Genomic DNA, 17,104 nt, shown 5'->3' on the forward strand with positions numbered 1-17,104 from the left:
TGTACGTATAAACCCAGGTTCATTTATGCCTCTCCTACCATTTTTTCTCGATCAGTTGGATACGGTAGGTCAGGCTCTCCAACGTGACAGCGATCAACCCGGCAAGATATTCGCGCCGTGTGTCATTCTGAATGATGAGTTCCGGCATATGCTCCTGTGGTATGGTATCCAGACAACCCCGGGTCAGATCATCCAGCATGGAAGGGTCCATCGTGTCCCCTGTAATGACGATTGCTGCCGGGTTAATAATCACCATGATGGACACCAGCGTCTTGACCACAAGATGATGCAGTCCCTCAGAAGTTTGTAGCAGCTGAAGCTGTTCTTCTGATGACACACCAAATGGCAGATAGGACACCTCACCGCTAAAATGCGTGTTCCCTTTCAAAGGATGGCCGTCAATGATGAAACCTGCTCCGGGAAAGTGATTTTTCGGAAAAGTGACAACCGCAAAGTTCTTCTCTTCCTCAAAATGCTGCTCGTTGTACAATCCGTACACCGTCAGATTCATGTCGTTGTCAATGATGAGTTCCACGTCATCAAAGCGCTCCTTGAGCCTCGGCCCTAGCGGCTGTCCTGCCAGCCCCGGCAAATCGCAGATACCAATAGTTCCGTTGTGCGCCACTCCCGGTATCCCGATGCCAATGGCCTGCACATTGTTGTACTGCTCGATCAGCGTTGCAGTCAAATCTTCCACCGTTGCCACAGTAATCTCATCCAAAGTAAGCGTCTGTTCATTATTGATCTCGCCATTCAGATTGGCCTGTATATGCGTGATCGAGTGAACGCTGCCCTCTGTTCGAACAATCAGACAGAGCACACTGGCGAAATCGGCATTGAATTGATAGCGGCTGGCAGGTCTCCCCCCGCTCGATTCATCCGGACCCAGATCAATAATCTCTCCTGTCTGAAGCAACTCGTTCAGGATGGTGCCACACGTAGCCACACTGAGCTTCGTCAGGTTCGCAATGGAAGACTTCGTGCCCACACCCGTTGATCTGAGTGTGTTCTTCACCAGTTCCACATTGATTCGCTTGACCTGCTGGGTGTTGTGTGATGTAGGTAACATTCTGAGATTTACGCCTCCTTCCATATTGGTTTAGAACAATTCCTGATTGTTTTTAAAAGTATTTTAATAATTGAAGTGTAGGGGGATTAGTGGGGAAAGTCAATGCTTATTTAGGGGTGGAAATAGTGCTGGTGAAAACGTAAAGGGACAGTCTTAAGATCACCCTAAAATGGTCCTAAGCTGTCCCTTATTCAAATGTGATTTTATGTAGATTGGCTCATTCGGTGCGCTAAGATGCTCTTCTCCAGTCGGACTTTAAATAACTTTCGGTTCAGATCCTGTTCCATGGCATGAAGGTGATAAGCAGCCTGTTTCACCGTATCCATCTCAAGCACACCTGCCTGCTTCGCGATGATGTCCATGGCGTCTAGGATGAGTTTGTTGCATGTGACCAGTTGGTCTACATAATCGTCTTCTTGTTGAACGAGTTGTGCGTACTGCGAAGATAGGTCTTCGCTGTTGGTACTTGTCATGTCACCACTCCTAAAATTGGTACGCATAAGAGTACCAGATATACAAAAAGTATATGGTACGCTCATGCGTAACGTCAAGACCATATGGAAATTTTAGGAGTGATTCGAGATGGCAAAGAAAGTCGTTGTTAATATTCATAAACTCACGGAAAAACATAATATCTCACTGCGCGAACTGGCACGATTGTCTGATATCCGTCACGCTGCGTTAAGTGAGTTGCAGTCCGGTAAACGAGAGAACATTAACTTTGCTCATATTGAGCGGATTGCTGAGGCGCTGGGTATTGATGATATACGGGAGATTATTGAGATTCGCAATTCCTAATCTGATTCTACTCACTATAATTCCCCTCTATAAAACCATATCTACCTTTATTTTTAATTTTCGAAAATTCAATATAATTAATTTTTTCTATTACTTGTTTTGGAGGAGTTTTGTTCTCAAAGATAATAACTTGTTTTGAAGTAACATCTTCTGATATAAATTCAAAAAATTTAGTCTGAAGATCCTCAGATGTTTTATCTTCAGCTTCGTCTTCTTCCTTGTAAGAAGTTACTGGTGAATCAAGCACCACTATTCCCGGATGTGGAAGACCTTTAATATTACAATATCGCATTAACCCTAATATAAAAGCACTGTAAGATATTGAACGATAGCCTTTACCAAATAACCTTCTGGGCTTACCGGAAATTAGTATATCTTTCTCTTTCATATCAAAGCTAATTTCTTCGTAGCCTGGATACTCCCATCCGGCTAAATAATGTTTAATACACTTTGAAAGCTCCTCATAATTGTTATTGTGATCAATTAATGTTGGCACAGTTGATTTTCTATCTGAGTCAAATTCAACATCTGTTCCTAGTATATTTTGTATTTTCTCTTTCTCATCTAATAATCTCGTTAATATAACATGCTTTTGTTTCAGATCGTTGATATCTTTCTGCATTTTTAGAACGCTTCGCAATTCTTCTTCTAGTATATAATTTTGAGGTGCTAATTGCTCATCTAGTATTCTACTTAATTTTTGATAGCTAGCTTCTTTTTCGTACAATTCCTTTTTTAAAATCTCTAATTCCTCATTCATTGTACTAATTGTATTTTTTAGATCCTCAAGATGAATCAATATTTTATTAAGCTCAATTTTATAAGATTCTTTCCTCTGCTCAACTTCAAAATGGGAACAATCTAGTTCAGATTTGTTCGTCTGTTGGCTGCAAAGTGGACATCTCTCAACACTTAATAAAGAGAAATAATGATCTCCTTCTATTAGAAAGTGTATTCTATCTATATCTGTCTCATACTGTTTTTTTAGCAAATAAAACCTATTTAATAATTCTGTCGTTGACAATATTTTTGAATTAACTTGTTGAATCTCCCTCCACAAAGTAATCCTTGAATCAGATAACTCTTCAATCTCAGAGCTAATTCCACTTCTTTTTGAAATTAATTTTTTTATTTTTTCTTCTAAGTTTATCTCTGTTTCTTCTGGGACTCTCGGTATATCCAATTCCAAATCATCAACTAATTTTTCTAATAGCCCAATCTGTACTAAATGCGTTGAATCTAATCTGTTTAGATCTTTATCTTCTGTCAAACTACTATCATCTTTTCCAGTTAGAATCAACCTGAAAGCAGATTCCTCTGATGTTTTAGTTTTATTATTATCTGAATGAACTGGCGACTGTTTAGAGATTATATCAATTTCATCTATTAGGATGAAATCATTATAATTTCTATATGTAAATCTATTTAATTTATTTAATTTGTTTTTCTTAATAAATAAATCGGTGTTTTGATAACCCGATAAAGACATAAGGAAATTTGAAATACTTTCCTTATTCTTACTATGTCTAGTGGAGAGGATTTCAGGTTCTACCCCATAATGTATTTCATCTATAGAACAATTGTATTTTTTTACACTTTTCCCTTTTATATCTCTTTCTATTGTATAATTACGTCCCTCTGTGTTTTCTAATTCTAAAAGAATAAGATCATAGTCATTTGTTACAACTTCTTCAATTGGATCAGGTACATCTTTACCGCCAAACATAAAGTTAATACATTCAAATATAAAAGATTTCCCCGTGTTAGTAGGTCCAACAATGACATTCAAGCCCTTTTTAAACTCAATCTCTGAAAATAATCCATTCTTATTGATTAGACGCAATCTACTAATAAAAAAGCCTTTAGTAGTCATTCAACACCACTCCTGACATATGCCTCATACATAAACTCTCCGCCCCATTTTTCAATGTTGCTTTCAATGAAAATCTTGAGTTCTTCTTCTGAATATTCTGAGAAATGATTCATAACCCATAAAGCATTTTTTCTAAGTTTATGGCTGTAATTAGAAATAATTAAATCAAGAAATGGTTCTGTTAAATGAGAAGCTGCGTATGATACTCCCTCATTATTAAATATGATATCTATAAGGCTCTTACTATACATTAAATCTAAACCGACTTGCATTGCTTGTCTTCTAACAACTAGGCCACCTGATCTATGAGGAATATCAGGATGTAACGAAGGTGGACAATTTTTTACACCAACATCATTAGAGTGCAGAATTAAGTAATCATAATAAATAAGCCTTTGAAGATTAAGACTTCTTGGTGAATTTACAACAACGATTGCTAAAGTCCTTAATCCAACCTCAAATGGAGAATTATATCCCTCACCATATCTTATTTCCTCATTAATCATTATTCAGTCCACCCAACTTATTTTATCTTCATTCGCTAAGTGATGACATAATCCGTTTAAGTCATTTCCTTTAATTGAGGTATATAATGGATAACTCGGCATATTAAGATTTCTGGCAGATTTGCATACCTCTTTAACTCTCACAAACCCATTAGAATGGTCTGACTCAACGATATCAATTATCCCGTCATAAACCTCTTGTTTTAAATCTTCGAAAGCATCTACTCCTGGCGGAAGAGTGTCTCTTTCAAACTTCATTAACGACTCCGCAGAGTAAAAACATTTACGTTGCCTATTAAAATGATTAATATAATTAGAATGAGCTGATAGATGAGAAATATCTTGAATGACAGATTTATGGTGATCAGAGTACGCTTCAAGTAATTTCTTGACATAGAGTAATTCATCAGGAAATATCTTATCTGGAGGCTCAATAGCTTCTGGGCGTGTCCTATGAATCCCCCCGAATCTATAGTAATAATATTTTGTTTTTGAATGTTGTTCAATCAGTTCTTGAGGATCGATATCATTAATAATTGAAAAATCGAAGTTTTCAACGTATGTAAGAAAATCATCAATTAATTCTATCTTTTTTCCTGATGTAATGTTATTTTGACATTTATTTACCCATTCTTTGATCAGCCCTTCTTTTAATTTATCTGGATTATCAATTAAATTTGAGAGCTTTGTTGATATACCTTTAGGCGTTACAAAGTAGTATTTTCTTGGAACTGGATATTGTTTTTCGAAAGTATAATAACACAGTTTTCCCAATTCTATCCAAACTGCACTTGGAGACAATGGTGAATTATAGTGTTTACATTGATAGTTGTCCCATACTAAGTTCTTCCCTTTTTCATTATTCACATAGGCAATAACGTCTCTGCCCATATCCCCAGCTCCACCGCACCGCTTTACTTTTACATATGTATCTTTTAAATAACCACACGACCACTCTCTAACTAAATCTTCAAAATCAGTGTCGGAAATAACTTGAAGTCTATTAATAGGTTCAATAGGCTTACCCAATAATAGATCGGTATTCGACAATTTAGTTTGTAATATTGGTTCATCAATATCAAATATATTTTCCCCTTCTTCTATCATTCCATTCACCCACACTCAATGATTTTATGTAACCAAATGATAACACAAAATCTATTTTCCATATATGGGAATTTGACACCCCCCACAAAAAGGTCTATCCTAATAACGAATCATCCATTCACTATTAAGGAGTCGTTCCCGATGGTGCAAGCCAAGAAAGACGAAGTAAGGAAAGAAATTGAATACGCGGCGCTCAAAGTCTTTTTTGAAAAGGGCTATGTAGATGCCAAAATGAGCGATATCGCGAATGAGATCAACATTTCGGTGGGCAATATCTACACCTATTTCAAGAACAAGAAAGAACTATTCTACGCCGTCGTGCCGTCGGATCTGGTGGATTATTTGAAAAACGTGCTGGTGGAGACGATTCACTTCGATAACCAGACCTTGTTCGAGGAAACGGATAGCGAGCGAAAGTCGGCGCTGTTGCAGGAACAGGTGGATGTACTACGGAAGTACCGGAATCAGATCGTGATCATTTTCGAAAAAAATAAAGGTACGATCTACACCAACGCCAAGAATGAACTTGTCGAGCTGATGATCGAAACCAAGAAGGCCTATCTGAAGAATCAATATAAACGATACGAGATTGGGACCGAGGAGAACTTGATCTTACTGAACATTCTCGCACACAATGTAATCGACATGAACCTGGATCTGTTGAAGCGGGATATGAGCGAGGACAGCCGCAAGCAAATATTTGAAGCGTTGTATGTATACCGACTGTACGGCATGAAGAGTTTGAATGAATAATGCTCGAAGGCCCACAAGCCCATTTCCTACGAAAGATCACCAGTCGTCGCACAGCGTGCAGATCAGATGAATTTCGACTTGGTTTGCACGCAAAAAATAAGCACAACGATTCACTCTATTTTTTTGTCCCAAAAATGAATTTATAATTCACTTTTAGGACAAGAAACTGCTCTCTACCATTTACCAACCTATACAAGCTACTGTCCTATCCAAACTAGATGAGTTGAACCTACATGTACAAGATAAAGGACTTATATAGCCTCACCCACATCCAAAGGAGGAACACTATATGAACACCGCTTATGCATTGAAAAACGTAAATCTGATCCATGGCGACTCAAGCCGCAATCTGCAAAAAAACATGACCATACTAGTCAATGAACAAGGACTTATCCAGGATATAGACCGAGATCATGATCTGAATATCCCAAGTCACTACACAACCATCGACCTCTCAGGGAAATACGTGATGCCTGGATTGATTAATGCCCACGTGCACCTCTTTGCAGATGGTAAACCGTTCAGTCTCTCGGTCAGTGAAGGCATGTTAAAGTTCGCATATGACCGAATCCTGAATACCAAATTCGGCAGAAACGTTTTGAAAAAACGGATGAAACGCAATGCGCTAACCGCACTCCATGCGGGTATAACCACGATGCGTAGTGTCGGCGAATTCTTTTACACCGATGTCCAGCTGCGGGATGAGATTAATAGCGGTGAATTCGTTGGTCCAAATCTGCTTGTCTCTGGATTTTTCCTAAGTGTAACGGGAGGACATGGTGCTCCATTCCTGGCTCTGGTTGGCGATTCCCCTTGGGAAGCCAGAAAAAATGTACGGATCAATGTGAAACACGGCGTGGATTGGATCAAAATCTGTGTGACGGGCGGTGTGACGGATGCAAAAATGGTCGGCGAAGCTGGCCGTTTACAGATGACAGTGGAGGAAGTTGCAGCGATCTGCGATGAGGCGCATAAAATCGGTTTGCGGGTGGCTGCACATGTGGAAAGCACGGAAGGCGTAAGGGTCGCGTTAAAAGGCGGCGTCGATACGATTGAGCACGGCTCCGAGATGGATGATGAGATTATCGGCTTGTTCAAAAACAATCCAAATGCCCTGAACGGCTATACTGCGCTTATTCCTACCTTTCTAGCTGCTTTTCCATCTGCTTTACTCGATACCAGCGTAACGAAGGTGAGCGCAACCGTGAAAGAAAACTCCAGACTGGTGTATACCTCCATGTTAAAAGGTGCCCAACAAGCCATCGAAAACGACATTACTATCGGTCTTGGCACCGATGCCGCGATGTCGTATGTGACTCACTATGATATGTGGAGAGAGATGGACTACTACATTAAACAGGCTAACCTTAACAACAAGCAGCTGATCGACATGGTCACACGTAACAACGCGAAAATCTTGGGTGTTGAGGACGTTACAGGTACGGTCGATATCGGAAAACAGGCAGATCTGATCGTGCTGGACCACAATCCGTTAGAACACATTGAAGCTTTATCCAATGTACATATGGTTATGGTCAAAGGAAATCTAATTCAAACACCATCTGTGACGAGAATAAAAGAAGTAGACGATGTTCTAAACTCAGTTTGGTGAGAGTTCAGAATTGAGAATAGGGATCAGAAGTGAAATCATGCTAGGAATATTAGTCAATTGCTTTTCCATTATATGCGGAAGTACCCTTGGAGCCATCTCCAAAAGGTTCATGAATGACGGATACAAAACCATACTCAATCAAGTAATTGGGATCAGCGCGCTCATCATAGGCATAAGTACAACCACGAGCAGCATCTCCACCAGTCAATATCAGATTATGTTTATCATTTTCCTAACCTTAGGCGGGATCATTGGGCAATTTATTAATTTCGAAAATATCTTATCCAACATGATGAATAAGTTCTCGTCCAATGGATTACAGGATTAACTGTAGCCATATCCTTGTTGTCGTGCCTGCCTTATTTGTTCCTATCTTTTTGTTATAGAATTAATTATTCAATCCCTTGCCCCCAGGATTGGCTGCATATATTTCTCTATTCGTGACACTTTCGTTTTGGATTGCTTTCACTTACATAATAAATGCTACATACTGCAAGTACATTGAGGAAGGATGAAAAGATTGAAAGCAAAAAAAATTGGGCCCTTTGTCTGGATAAGCAGCTTTGTCGTGATGCTTCTGGTAGTTGTCTATTTTGTATTTTTTTCGGATTTTATGAAAGGATGGCCTTCACCAGCAAAGGAACAACAATATTACACAGGCACCGTCGTTGAAATAAAAGAGCAAAACAGTAAAGTAGACGGAGACAAGGTACTTTACTCCATCGTCCTGGATAATGGGGAATATCTGAATGTAACGAAAAATTCGAGGTTTTATGTTACTTCGAGTGACTTCTATCAAGCAGATGCAAAATTCAGTAAAATGCGAATCGAAGCTGATTTCAACGATGTTAATGTAGGTGATAAAATTGAAAGTTGGACGAGACAAGTAAATAATCATTTATTTGAAATATATGAGTTAACTATAAAATAAACAAAGGCCATCCCTCTCAGGTGGCCTTTGTTTTTCATTCTTTTATTAAAATTACACGTACATCGCCATCAACAATTTATAGATCATTGCTGCGGCTTCCGCACGGGTCGTCATATTTCCAGCACGAACCGTATTGTCGGTATATCCGTTCACAATCTTGGCCTGAACGGCTGTATTCAGTGCTTCTTGTGCCCAAGACGGCGTTTGCGTCGCATCAGTGAAGCTTGGTTTTACAGTATCTCCACTCGCTCCCGACTGTGCATCTGCACTTAACTTCAGCGCATTCGCCATCATCACAGCCATCTCGGCACGAGTGATCGTCTGATTAGGCTTGAATGTGTTATCTCCATAGCCCTTCACGATTCCGGCTTGTACTGCTGCGGCGATGTCGCTCTTCGCCCAGTCTGGCAGATTGCTTTGGTCTGCAAATGTCGTATCCGACTGCACAGACTTCAAGGCCAGTGCCTTACTGATCAACGTAACAAACTCTGCCCGTGTAATCTTTTTGGATGGTTGGAATGTACCATCTGTGTACCCCTGGATTACGTCCATGCCAATCAAACGATCTGCATAGTCGGATGCCCAGTGTCCGTTCAGATCGGACAAATTGGCTGGTACGTAACTAGACACCACGAAGGTTCCCAGATGATTCACATTCGTCGTTACCGATCCTGCTGCGTCTGTCTTCCCGCCAACAAATACCCAGCTCTGACGAGCTTCATTATAATAGTAGATTGCTGGCTGTGTTCCTTGAGGTAGTTTGGAAGCATCATATTGCAAGCTAAGTGCTGCCTGCTCATTCAATGTCCGTCCGCCAGTGCGGCTGATTTGTACCGCTTGACTCAATACGTTCAGCGAAGCTGCATTCTGCAATTGGTTCTTGGACACGACAGATAGCTGCAATGTATCTTTTTCCCCAATGGCTCCAGCCGGAGCGTTGAATTGCACGATGTCTTTGAGACCCGTTTGTACAGGTTGATTCGCTCCTACCTCTACTTTCACTTCAGTTGATGAATCTGACCCCGTATCCGGGTTGGTTGGTGTGGTTGGAACGGTAGGCGTTGTTGGCTCACTTGGTGTGCTTCCCCCAGAATTCCCGCCTGAGTTGCCCCCATTACCATCGCCCTTGCCCGAACGGGCTTGCACGGTAACCGTACGTGTCACTTCTTGTGCCGCATTTCCAGCAATATCTTTCACGTTATAACGAAGGGTGTAGATCCCCACTGCTTGTGTGTTCACTGTGCCGGCAATCTGCACGGAACCACGGATGCCCACATTATCGGCAGCCTGTGCTCCAGGCTCGTTATACGTATCTCCCACCGTTAATGTCATCTGGCTGCTGCCTTGCAGGGTGATGACAGGGGTTTCGCGGTCTATTTTGACCACCAAAGGTAAAGTATACGTTTCGTTCAAATCGTCTGTCGCTCTGAATAACAGCTTATGCTCTCCAGCCTCGGTTATCTCCAAAGGTGTATTCTCCGTATACGGCTCATACGTCTGACCTCCGTCAAGAGACAGCTCGATCGTCGCCGAAGTGGCTGGCGCGTATACTGCGCTGGTTACACTAACCGTTACGGACTGGTTTGTCCATGTATCCGTATGATACGGCTGGCCGTCAGCAGTGGTCATGTTGCTTTTTAACACTAATACCTGATTATTTGTTCCTTCCACAATGACAGTGAACGTTCTGGTATCCGTTTCGCTGCCACGTTGTACCGTTGCCGTCAATTCCAGTCGCTCATTATTCTCAGGCTGTGTAAGTAGTTTCCCCTGTGCATCCATCAATTCCGGGTTGGAGCTGGACCAGCTAATCGTGGCTCCATGTTTTCCTTCAACAGGAAGGGTAAGGTCGGAAGTGACCGCGTTCAGATCGCCCAGATCAATCGCTTGAAGCGTATCCGTTACCGCCTGTGCATCACTGTAAGGTGTGGCACTCACGAAGATCGGATTGGAGTAGAACCACAGATCGCGATAGTTCTGATCATTGATCTCGTTGAAGCGAGTCTCTGCATCAGCTGTTGTGATTTTGGGATCAAGCTGCGGTTCACCGTTTACGGTCTCACCAATAACGTCCATTCCCAGGTTCGTACCGCGCAGGCGGTAATATTTATCCTGGTCTGTGGCTTTGATCTTGTACGTGATGACATTGTAACCTTCGGCATCTGTTGTCCAATCGTTGGACGTGAAGGTTGCCAGCACTTTGGTGGAGTCGTTAGTGTCTTTGGAATAGGCAGCAGTGCCCTTCTCCGCCTTGCCCGTCACATCTCCCGCGATGAGATCTACGTGATCGACCACCGGAATTTGTCCAGCGGACGTGCCGCTGTTGATAGGTTTTTCATAGTTGTTGCTCGTGGTTGGACTCTTGAAACGGATTTTCAGTTCCACTTCGTCGCCTTGGGTCACACCCAGGTCTCCGCCCATTTCAGCCTGAGTGCCCGCGCCGGAAGCCGTGAAGTCCAGTGCGTTGATCAGATCACCGAATACGGAAAATGATTTTCCCGAACGCAGTCCTTCCAGCACGGCTTGCATTCCTGTACCATCAACCCACGAATAGGTCTTGGCATACTCGCCCGGAAAATAACCGCTGGAATTCGTGCCAATCGTCTTGAAATGGTAGTCCGAATTGCCGTAGTTCCAGAAGTGACGCCCTTCTCCCAGCAATGCATCCCACAGACCGCCCACCTTGGCGACCATATAGTCCACACCGCCGTATGTGCGGTATTTGTATCCATCATCTGCTGTTGGATTAGCAACGTTGTATGTTGTGTTATACCCGCCGCGATCCGGTTCCATTTGGTTGCCCAGCATGCCTTCGATCCCGAATACAACTTGCGGGGCCAGATCGTTGAACTCACGGAAGTCCGCGATAGTATATTTGTTTTTGCCGCGTGAAGGATGGTTGATCATCGCATAACTTGTCGTTGGATACTTGGTTGCCAGCCAATTGATAGCAGCCAGTGCATCCTGATGAGTCGTATAGGCACGTCCCCCCGTCAGATTCCAATTCGCTACGTCAGCCGCATCGAACAGATTCGCATCCCGATTGGTAAAACGATACTCAAATTCGTTTGCAGCTTCCAGCGCTTCGGTCGAATTCGGCTCATCCGTCAGAATCCCCACCCCAACGTGTTCATGCGTCGGCATGTCCCATTCGAAACCGGAGAAAATCGTCTTGCCTGCGTATTTGCCTGCTTCCTGAAGTGCTTTGATCTGTGGCACCTGATATTCGTTCATCCCTTGGGACATCGGAATCGATCCGCCTGGAATGTCTACTCCGTTGTGATCCCGCTTGGATAACCGCAAATGATCCGTAAGCGCGATCCAGTCCAGACCATACTTCGTCAGACCCGCGTCGAGTACATTTTCCAGCGAATTCTGCGCATCATCGGACTCAAAGGTATGTACGTGCAAATCTCCCGTTTGCCATGATCCCGTACCCGAGCTGCTTGTCAGCAAGTTATTTCCCGGATCCGCATACGTTACTGCAGCAGGAAAAGCACCCATAACCAGGCCTGTAGCCAGTGGTATAAGCGTAAGCATAGCGAGCATTTTCTTTCCTTTATTAGTGAACAAAATCATCCCACCACCCGTTCTGAGTTGTTGTGTCGGAGTAAATATAAGAGACTTTGGGGGCAAGGTCAACGCAATGAAAGCGCCTATTAAAAATTTGACATATATCTGCATGGCTTTACATTTCGTTAACGATGTCTTTTGTTTTGTATATGAAGATTATGCTCAGTCTTACTCCATATTAAGGTCTTGAAATGTGCTAGAGAGAAGTTGCAAGGGGGTGAAGAAAAATTCAGAATTTGTTCACCATTCAGGAAATTTCCACCACTGCTAGCGGACGATTAGGAAGATAACTGACTGGCGTATACATACTGTCCGAGGACAAGAACTTGTACCGATTAACGCGTCCTTTATACAATCATTCATCCCAATAGAGAAAGACCGAAGTCATCAAATTGAAAAACCTTTAGCACGGCGGAATATGAATGTAGCCCTATCGGGTCTTGATTATAAAAGGGAATAGACCAAAGTCCAGTACTCCCCTCCTGCGGTAGCCAAGTCCCCCACCCGACCGCAGTCCAGGTGTGTAGTTGATTCTGAATTGGTATATCTTTTGAGGTAATGATTTTAAATTTGGGAAGGGGAACTGGTAAGTGAAAGTTGTACTACGAATCTTGATGTATGTCCTCGTTTTTATCATCATTGTGGGAGGGGCAGGCGCCGTCGGTTTCACCCATACAACGAATGCTGGAATGTCGCTCTATAACAAGAATACTCCTGCATTGGATCATGTAAAGATACCTACATATGATGCTGACAAACCAACCGTAGCTGTTTTGCTGGCAAACGAGGTAACAGAAGTTTTTGATTTTTTTGTCCCGTACGAAATGTTTGCCCTAACGGGAGCTTACAATGTGTTCAGCGTGGCACCTGATCACAAGATTAAATCTTTAACCGGAGGACTGGATGTTGTCCCGCATTATTCGTTTGCTGATATGGACCTGATGCTTGGCAAAAGTCCAGATATTATCGTCATACCGTTTATGCCTATTTTAGATGAGAAGAAATATGCACCAGTCCGTGAATGGATCCGCAAGCATTCGAGTGATAAAACCATTCTTCTTTGTATATGTAACGGCGCGGAAAATTTGGCGGATACCGGCTTGCTGAACGGAAAAATGGCTGCGACTCACTGGGGAGATATCAATCGTCTAATCAAAAATTATCCTGAGATTCAGTGGGTGAATGAAAGATCAGCGTTATGTTTCCCAAGGTAATATCATCTCCTCTGCCGGCCTTACATCGGGAATTGACGCGACCCTTCACGTGATTTCCCAGCAGTTGGGCGAGTCAGCTGCGAAGAAAGTGGCAAGTGAAATTAATTATCCCTCTTATCATTATGTAACACAGCCTAAAATGGAACCATTCACGGCAGGGTTGAGTGATATCACGTATATTTTAAATCAAGCTTATCAATGGAAGAAGGACAAAGCAGGGGTACTGCTATATCCAGGTGCAGATGAATTAGATTTGTCCGCTGCCTTACCTATGCCGCTTCTGGAACGACGACTACATTAACTGTGTCTCGTGAAAATAAACCGATTGTAACCAAGCACGGCCTGAATTTGGTTGCACGTTATCAGATGGAAGAGGTCCCCGCATTATCAAAGATGATTATCGTCGGTACTCAAGCCGAGTCTGTAGCTGCTGAAGATATCCAACAGCAAAATTTGCTGCCAAGCGACTCGAATATCGCGCTACCGACATATCGAATGAACTCTATAGCGGAACCATCTGTTCAATCCGGAATGAAACAGGCTATCACATTGAATGTCTTATATTGATGTCCACCTATTTGCGGCACCTCGGATTCCACCTACTGGTTATGACCATTCTAACGTTACATAAATTCCTAGTAAAATGAGGAAAATTCTTCGCCTTAGTGAACTCCCAGCGCCTGTATATATTGCTGCGAAGTTGGTCAATCTACTTATCCACATTTTCGAGAGATTCTATGGTTTTCGGCTAAGCTCTCTAATCTCTACGTTAGTCATATTTCTCTACATGACTTCTCCTCTCATTTACACATCTTATTTCAGATAGAGTGGGGAAACCGGGCACACAAGCGCCTCATTAATCCGCTCCGAGAGACTTAATCTAGATACAAAATCTCAATCTCGCCCGGAGCATAGGATTGCCCTGCGTAGTTCCCCCCCCAATCACAAAGCGATCTCAAAATGGGTTCAAGTGATTGACCCAGTTCCGTTGTTGAATATTCCACCTTAGGCGGTACTTGATTGTACATTTTTCTGCGAATTAATCCGTCTGTTTCCAGTTCCCGAAGTGTTTGAATCAGCATCTTTTGCGATATATTATTAACGAGTCTCTTAAGCTCCCCGGTCCGTTTAGGTCCTTTTATTAAATAGTACAGAACAAGCCCCTTCCACTTTCCTCCGATAACCTCTAATGTAACTTCCAGTTCACAGTAAAAAGTTTTCATATCAATGCACCATCTCCCAACCTGAGAATATCCCCTTCATGTATCGCTTAATCCTTCAAGAATCACTGACGGAAAAATTGTATGTTACATGGAGGGGATAATGCAAGCGCGTTAAATTTATTTATAAATCTTTGTCGTTTAATAATTATTATGTCCTGGTTAAACTTGAGCCACTCCGCCATCTACGAATAATTCAACGCCGTTCATATAACTGCTTTCATCAGAGGCTAGGAACATGACCGCATTTGAGATCTCTTCAACCTGTCCGACTCTGCCGAGCGGAATATCATTTTTTGCCTGTTCCAGGAAATAATCTAGTTCGGAGCCAAATAACTCATCGTACGCCGGCGTTACGACTGTTCCCGGACTAAGGATGTTCATACGAAGTTCGGTCCCTTTCATATCAAGAATCCAGCTGCGGACGAGCTGTCTGATCGCTGCCTTTGAGGCACCATAGATACTAAACGCTGGCATCCCCGTCGAGCCGGCAGTGGATCCCGTTAGTATAATCGAACCTTTTTTATTTGGAAACAAAGGTAATGCCTTTTGTACTGTAAAGATGGTTCCTTTCACGTTGACATCGAAAGTCTTGTAGTATTGTGCTTCTGTAATTTCTCCTAATGGAAGCAATGACCCTAGTCCGGCATTTGCAAAGAGAATGTCCAAGTGTCCCTTCTCTCGCTCTACTGTTTCGAACAATTTATCTAGATCTTCTGACTTTGATATGTCACCTGGAACACCTGTAACATTCTTACCGATCTGCTTTACTGCTTCATCTAGTTCACGTTGTCTGCGTCCCGTGATAAAAACGTAAGCTCCTTCTCGTACGAACTGCTGTGCCGACGCGAGACCGATACCGCTTGTACCTCCGGTTATAACTGCTACTTTTCCGTCAAATTTCCCCATTCTATAACACTCCTATTATAAATTTTTATATTGTATAGGATGCTCTGTCTACCTCATGAACTTCCTATGAACGATAGTATGGAGGAAAAGTTACAAGAAAAACAGTACCCACTTTTTAGTGATATAGTCACCAAAAAGTAATAATTGAGGCGGCACAAGCGTTTGTTTTATCCGCCTAGTAGATGGAAGTAAACTCCGTTAAGTTTGATATGGTATATGTTCTTTTAATTTCTGCCGGAATTTTCTACCTCTACAAGTCACCTATTAGTTGTTATTTATTTCTAATATGGCTAATGTAGTTCATAAAGCAGGTACTCTGGGTTTGACTGGATTTTGATTTAGCTTTACATGTTTACTTCTGTGAAGGGGAAGTAAATGGTTTATCAAATATAGGGTAATCTCTACTTTATATTTAAACTAGAAAAATTCTCCCAATAAACCGATAATGATGAAGATGGCTCTGGCTCATTATACATAGATCATAATACATAGAAGGAGTTGCACACTTTTGAGAAGATTATTTCAAGGTTTGGGGCTAACTATTATAGCTTTAATTTTACTATTACTAAGTTCTACTACAGCAGAAGCAGCATCGAAGAAAGTAAATTTAAAATTGTCAGATGGAGCGACGTTTTATGGTGAAGTTTTAAACGGGAAACCTCATGGTAAAGGGACAGAGAGATGGGGAGAAACCGAAGTGTACTCTGGGGATTGGGTGAATGGTAAGCGGCAAGGAAAAGGCAAGTATACATATAAATTAGTCGAAGGTGCGGGTGTACCCTTTGATGATTATGATGAATCTAACATGGGTAAAGGAACAGGTGAATTCACCACAAAAACCTACACCGGATCGTGGAATAATGATACATATCATGGAAAAGGAAAAGAAATTACGCAATGGTTAGAAGTACAGTATCTTACTTCTGATGACAAGGTTTATCCTATACCTGGGAGTTACATAAACACCATTAACGATGGAACATTCAATCAAGGCAAGATGTCTCAGGGTTATTACGCAATCCACTCCTCAGATATTGTCTCACTAAGATATACAGATTACACGACGACACTCACCCTCGAAAACTATTATTTCAATGGAAAGTTAACCGGGGACCAGTACTTTTTTGACACGATTATCAATTATAAAAAGAAAGACGGCTCTTCAGAAAAATATATTGGAATTAAACCTTCCGAATTCTCCAAAGGTACATTAACTAGTGGCAAATTCACGGGGTTTACGCATCTAATCGATTATGGTAATTCAGTTAGTTATTCTAAACAAGTTGTAAAGAGCGATAATGTATTAAAAGAGAATTACATAACATCAGCTGCCTTTGATAAAGATCGCAAGAAAATTCTTAATGAATTCATTCAAGCGATTAGACCTTATTCAGTAAAACTCAAATACATATCCAACGAGATCATGTCATTAAAAGACATGAACTATATGGGGATGATTCCCTAGGTAGTGGAGATCACAAAATGAGAAAAAAGCCTTCCAGATAACAATCTGAAAGACTTCACCTCTTATCAATCCAC

General features: G+C 41.8%; 14 protein-coding genes and 1 pseudogene. 7 read left to right on the forward strand and 8 right to left on the reverse strand.

The genetic code is table 11. From position 1 onward, the window contains the following. Positions 1–34: 34 nt before the first annotated feature. Both QP794_RS21125 and QP794_RS21130 read right to left on the reverse strand, forming a co-directional pair. The gene (locus QP794_RS21125; RefSeq protein ID WP_285078745.1) at positions 35–1,069 is read right to left on the reverse strand and encodes an ROK family protein; all 1,035 of its coding nucleotides are present in this window, start codon (positions 1,067–1,069) and stop codon (positions 35–37) included. A 203-nt stretch (positions 1,070–1,272) separates the two neighbouring features. Then, the gene (locus QP794_RS21130) at positions 1,273–1,542 is read right to left on the reverse strand and encodes a hypothetical protein (RefSeq protein WP_285078746.1); all 270 of its coding nucleotides are present in this window, start codon (positions 1,540–1,542) and stop codon (positions 1,273–1,275) included. Positions 1,543–1,651: 109 nt separating this feature from the next. On the opposite strand from QP794_RS21130, the gene QP794_RS21135 reads away from it, so the two are divergent. After that, on the forward strand, positions 1,652–1,867 hold the full coding sequence (locus tag QP794_RS21135; protein WP_285078747.1) for a helix-turn-helix domain-containing protein: 216 nt from the start codon (positions 1,652–1,654) through the stop codon (positions 1,865–1,867). A gap of 7 nt (positions 1,868–1,874) precedes the next feature. On the opposite strand, the gene QP794_RS21140 is transcribed toward QP794_RS21135, so the two are convergent. Genes QP794_RS21140 through QP794_RS21150 form a run of 3 tightly spaced genes read right to left on the reverse strand, consistent with a single transcriptional unit; the run spans position 1,875 to position 5,353 of the window. Beyond that, positions 1,875–3,740: an AAA family ATPase gene (locus QP794_RS21140; RefSeq protein ID WP_285078748.1), complete on the reverse strand. Its 1,866-nt coding sequence runs from the start codon at positions 3,738–3,740 to the stop codon at positions 1,875–1,877. Beyond that, positions 3,737–4,246, reverse strand: a complete 510-nt coding sequence (locus QP794_RS21145; protein WP_285078749.1) for an ABC-three component system middle component 2 — start codon at positions 4,244–4,246, stop codon at positions 3,737–3,739. The genes QP794_RS21140 and QP794_RS21145 overlap by 4 nt, the downstream gene beginning before the upstream one ends. Positions 4,247–4,249: 3 nt before the next feature. Beyond that, positions 4,250–5,353 (reverse strand): ABC-three component system protein, encoded by a 1,104-nt coding sequence (locus QP794_RS21150; protein ID WP_285078921.1) that lies wholly within the window; start codon positions 5,351–5,353, stop codon positions 4,250–4,252. Positions 5,354–5,494: 141 nt separating this feature from the next. On the opposite strand from QP794_RS21150, the gene QP794_RS21155 reads away from it, so the two are divergent. From QP794_RS21155 to QP794_RS21170, 4 genes are all read left to right on the forward strand, one after another. Then, a complete protein-coding gene (locus QP794_RS21155; protein WP_285078750.1) occupies positions 5,495–6,106 on the forward strand; it encodes a TetR/AcrR family transcriptional regulator in 612 nt (203 codons plus the stop codon). A 289-nt stretch (positions 6,107–6,395) separates the two neighbouring features. Beyond that, entirely contained in the window at positions 6,396–7,718 is a 1,323-nt protein-coding gene (locus QP794_RS21160; RefSeq protein WP_285078751.1) for an amidohydrolase family protein, read from the forward strand. 37 nt (positions 7,719–7,755) lie between these two features. Further along, a complete protein-coding gene (locus QP794_RS33205; protein ID WP_350338888.1) occupies positions 7,756–8,046 on the forward strand; it encodes a DUF554 family protein in 291 nt (96 codons plus the stop codon). A 192-nt stretch (positions 8,047–8,238) separates the two neighbouring features. After that, positions 8,239–8,649: a hypothetical protein gene (locus QP794_RS21170; RefSeq protein WP_079350555.1), complete on the forward strand. Its 411-nt coding sequence runs from the start codon at positions 8,239–8,241 to the stop codon at positions 8,647–8,649. 51 nt (positions 8,650–8,700) lie between these two features. Here QP794_RS21170 and QP794_RS21175 read toward each other — a convergent pair whose 3' ends face one another. Beyond that, the gene (locus QP794_RS21175) at positions 8,701–12,189 is read right to left on the reverse strand and encodes an S-layer homology domain-containing protein (RefSeq protein WP_285078753.1); all 3,489 of its coding nucleotides are present in this window, start codon (positions 12,187–12,189) and stop codon (positions 8,701–8,703) included. A 623-nt stretch (positions 12,190–12,812) separates the two neighbouring features. On the opposite strand from QP794_RS21175, the pseudogene QP794_RS33355 reads away from it, so the two are divergent. Beyond that, positions 12,813–13,889 (forward strand): annotated as a pseudogene (locus QP794_RS33355) (DJ-1/PfpI family protein); the annotation flags it as partial. A 422-nt stretch (positions 13,890–14,311) separates the two neighbouring features. Here the strand turns inward: QP794_RS33355 and QP794_RS21195 are convergent. Both QP794_RS21195 and QP794_RS21200 read right to left on the reverse strand, forming a co-directional pair. After that, positions 14,312–14,659 (reverse strand): winged helix-turn-helix transcriptional regulator, encoded by a 348-nt coding sequence (locus QP794_RS21195; protein ID WP_024628709.1) that lies wholly within the window; start codon positions 14,657–14,659, stop codon positions 14,312–14,314. 159 nt (positions 14,660–14,818) lie between these two features. Continuing rightward, on the reverse strand, positions 14,819–15,565 hold the full coding sequence (locus QP794_RS21200; protein WP_285078757.1) for an SDR family NAD(P)-dependent oxidoreductase: 747 nt from the start codon (positions 15,563–15,565) through the stop codon (positions 14,819–14,821). A gap of 508 nt (positions 15,566–16,073) precedes the next feature. On the opposite strand from QP794_RS21200, the gene QP794_RS21205 reads away from it, so the two are divergent. Next, a complete protein-coding gene (locus QP794_RS21205; RefSeq protein WP_285078758.1) occupies positions 16,074–17,030 on the forward strand; it encodes an MORN repeat-containing protein in 957 nt (318 codons plus the stop codon). Positions 17,031–17,104 lie beyond the last annotated feature (74 nt).

The organism is Paenibacillus sp. UMB7766-LJ446 (genome assembly GCF_030226665.1).
GTDB classification, from domain to species: Bacteria; Bacillota; Bacilli; order Paenibacillales; family Paenibacillaceae; genus Paenibacillus; species Paenibacillus vandeheii.

Coding starts and splice junctions, on each gene's coding strand:
- QP794_RS21125 (WP_285078745.1), bottom strand. CDS start 1,069: ATGTTACCTACATCACACAACACCCAGCAGGTCAAGCGAATCAATGTG.
- QP794_RS21130 (WP_285078746.1), bottom strand. CDS start 1,542: ATGACAAGTACCAACAGCGAAGACCTATCTTCGCAGTACGCACAACTC.
- QP794_RS21135 (WP_285078747.1), top strand. CDS start 1,652: ATGGCAAAGAAAGTCGTTGTTAATATTCATAAACTCACGGAAAAACAT.
- QP794_RS21140 (WP_285078748.1), bottom strand. CDS start 3,740: ATGACTACTAAAGGCTTTTTTATTAGTAGATTGCGTCTAATCAATAAG.
- QP794_RS21145 (WP_285078749.1), bottom strand. CDS start 4,246: ATGATTAATGAGGAAATAAGATATGGTGAGGGATATAATTCTCCATTT.
- QP794_RS21150 (WP_285078921.1), bottom strand. CDS start 5,353: ATGATAGAAGAAGGGGAAAATATATTTGATATTGATGAACCAATATTA.
- QP794_RS21155 (WP_285078750.1), top strand. CDS start 5,495: ATGGTGCAAGCCAAGAAAGACGAAGTAAGGAAAGAAATTGAATACGCG.
- QP794_RS21160 (WP_285078751.1), top strand. CDS start 6,396: ATGAACACCGCTTATGCATTGAAAAACGTAAATCTGATCCATGGCGAC.
- QP794_RS33205 (WP_350338888.1), top strand. CDS start 7,756: ATGCTAGGAATATTAGTCAATTGCTTTTCCATTATATGCGGAAGTACC.
- QP794_RS21175 (WP_285078753.1), bottom strand. CDS start 12,189: ATGCTTACGCTTATACCACTGGCTACAGGCCTGGTTATGGGTGCTTTT.
- QP794_RS21195 (WP_024628709.1), bottom strand. CDS start 14,659: ATGAAAACTTTTTACTGTGAACTGGAAGTTACATTAGAGGTTATCGGA.
- QP794_RS21200 (WP_285078757.1), bottom strand. CDS start 15,565: ATGGGGAAATTTGACGGAAAAGTAGCAGTTATAACCGGAGGTACAAGC.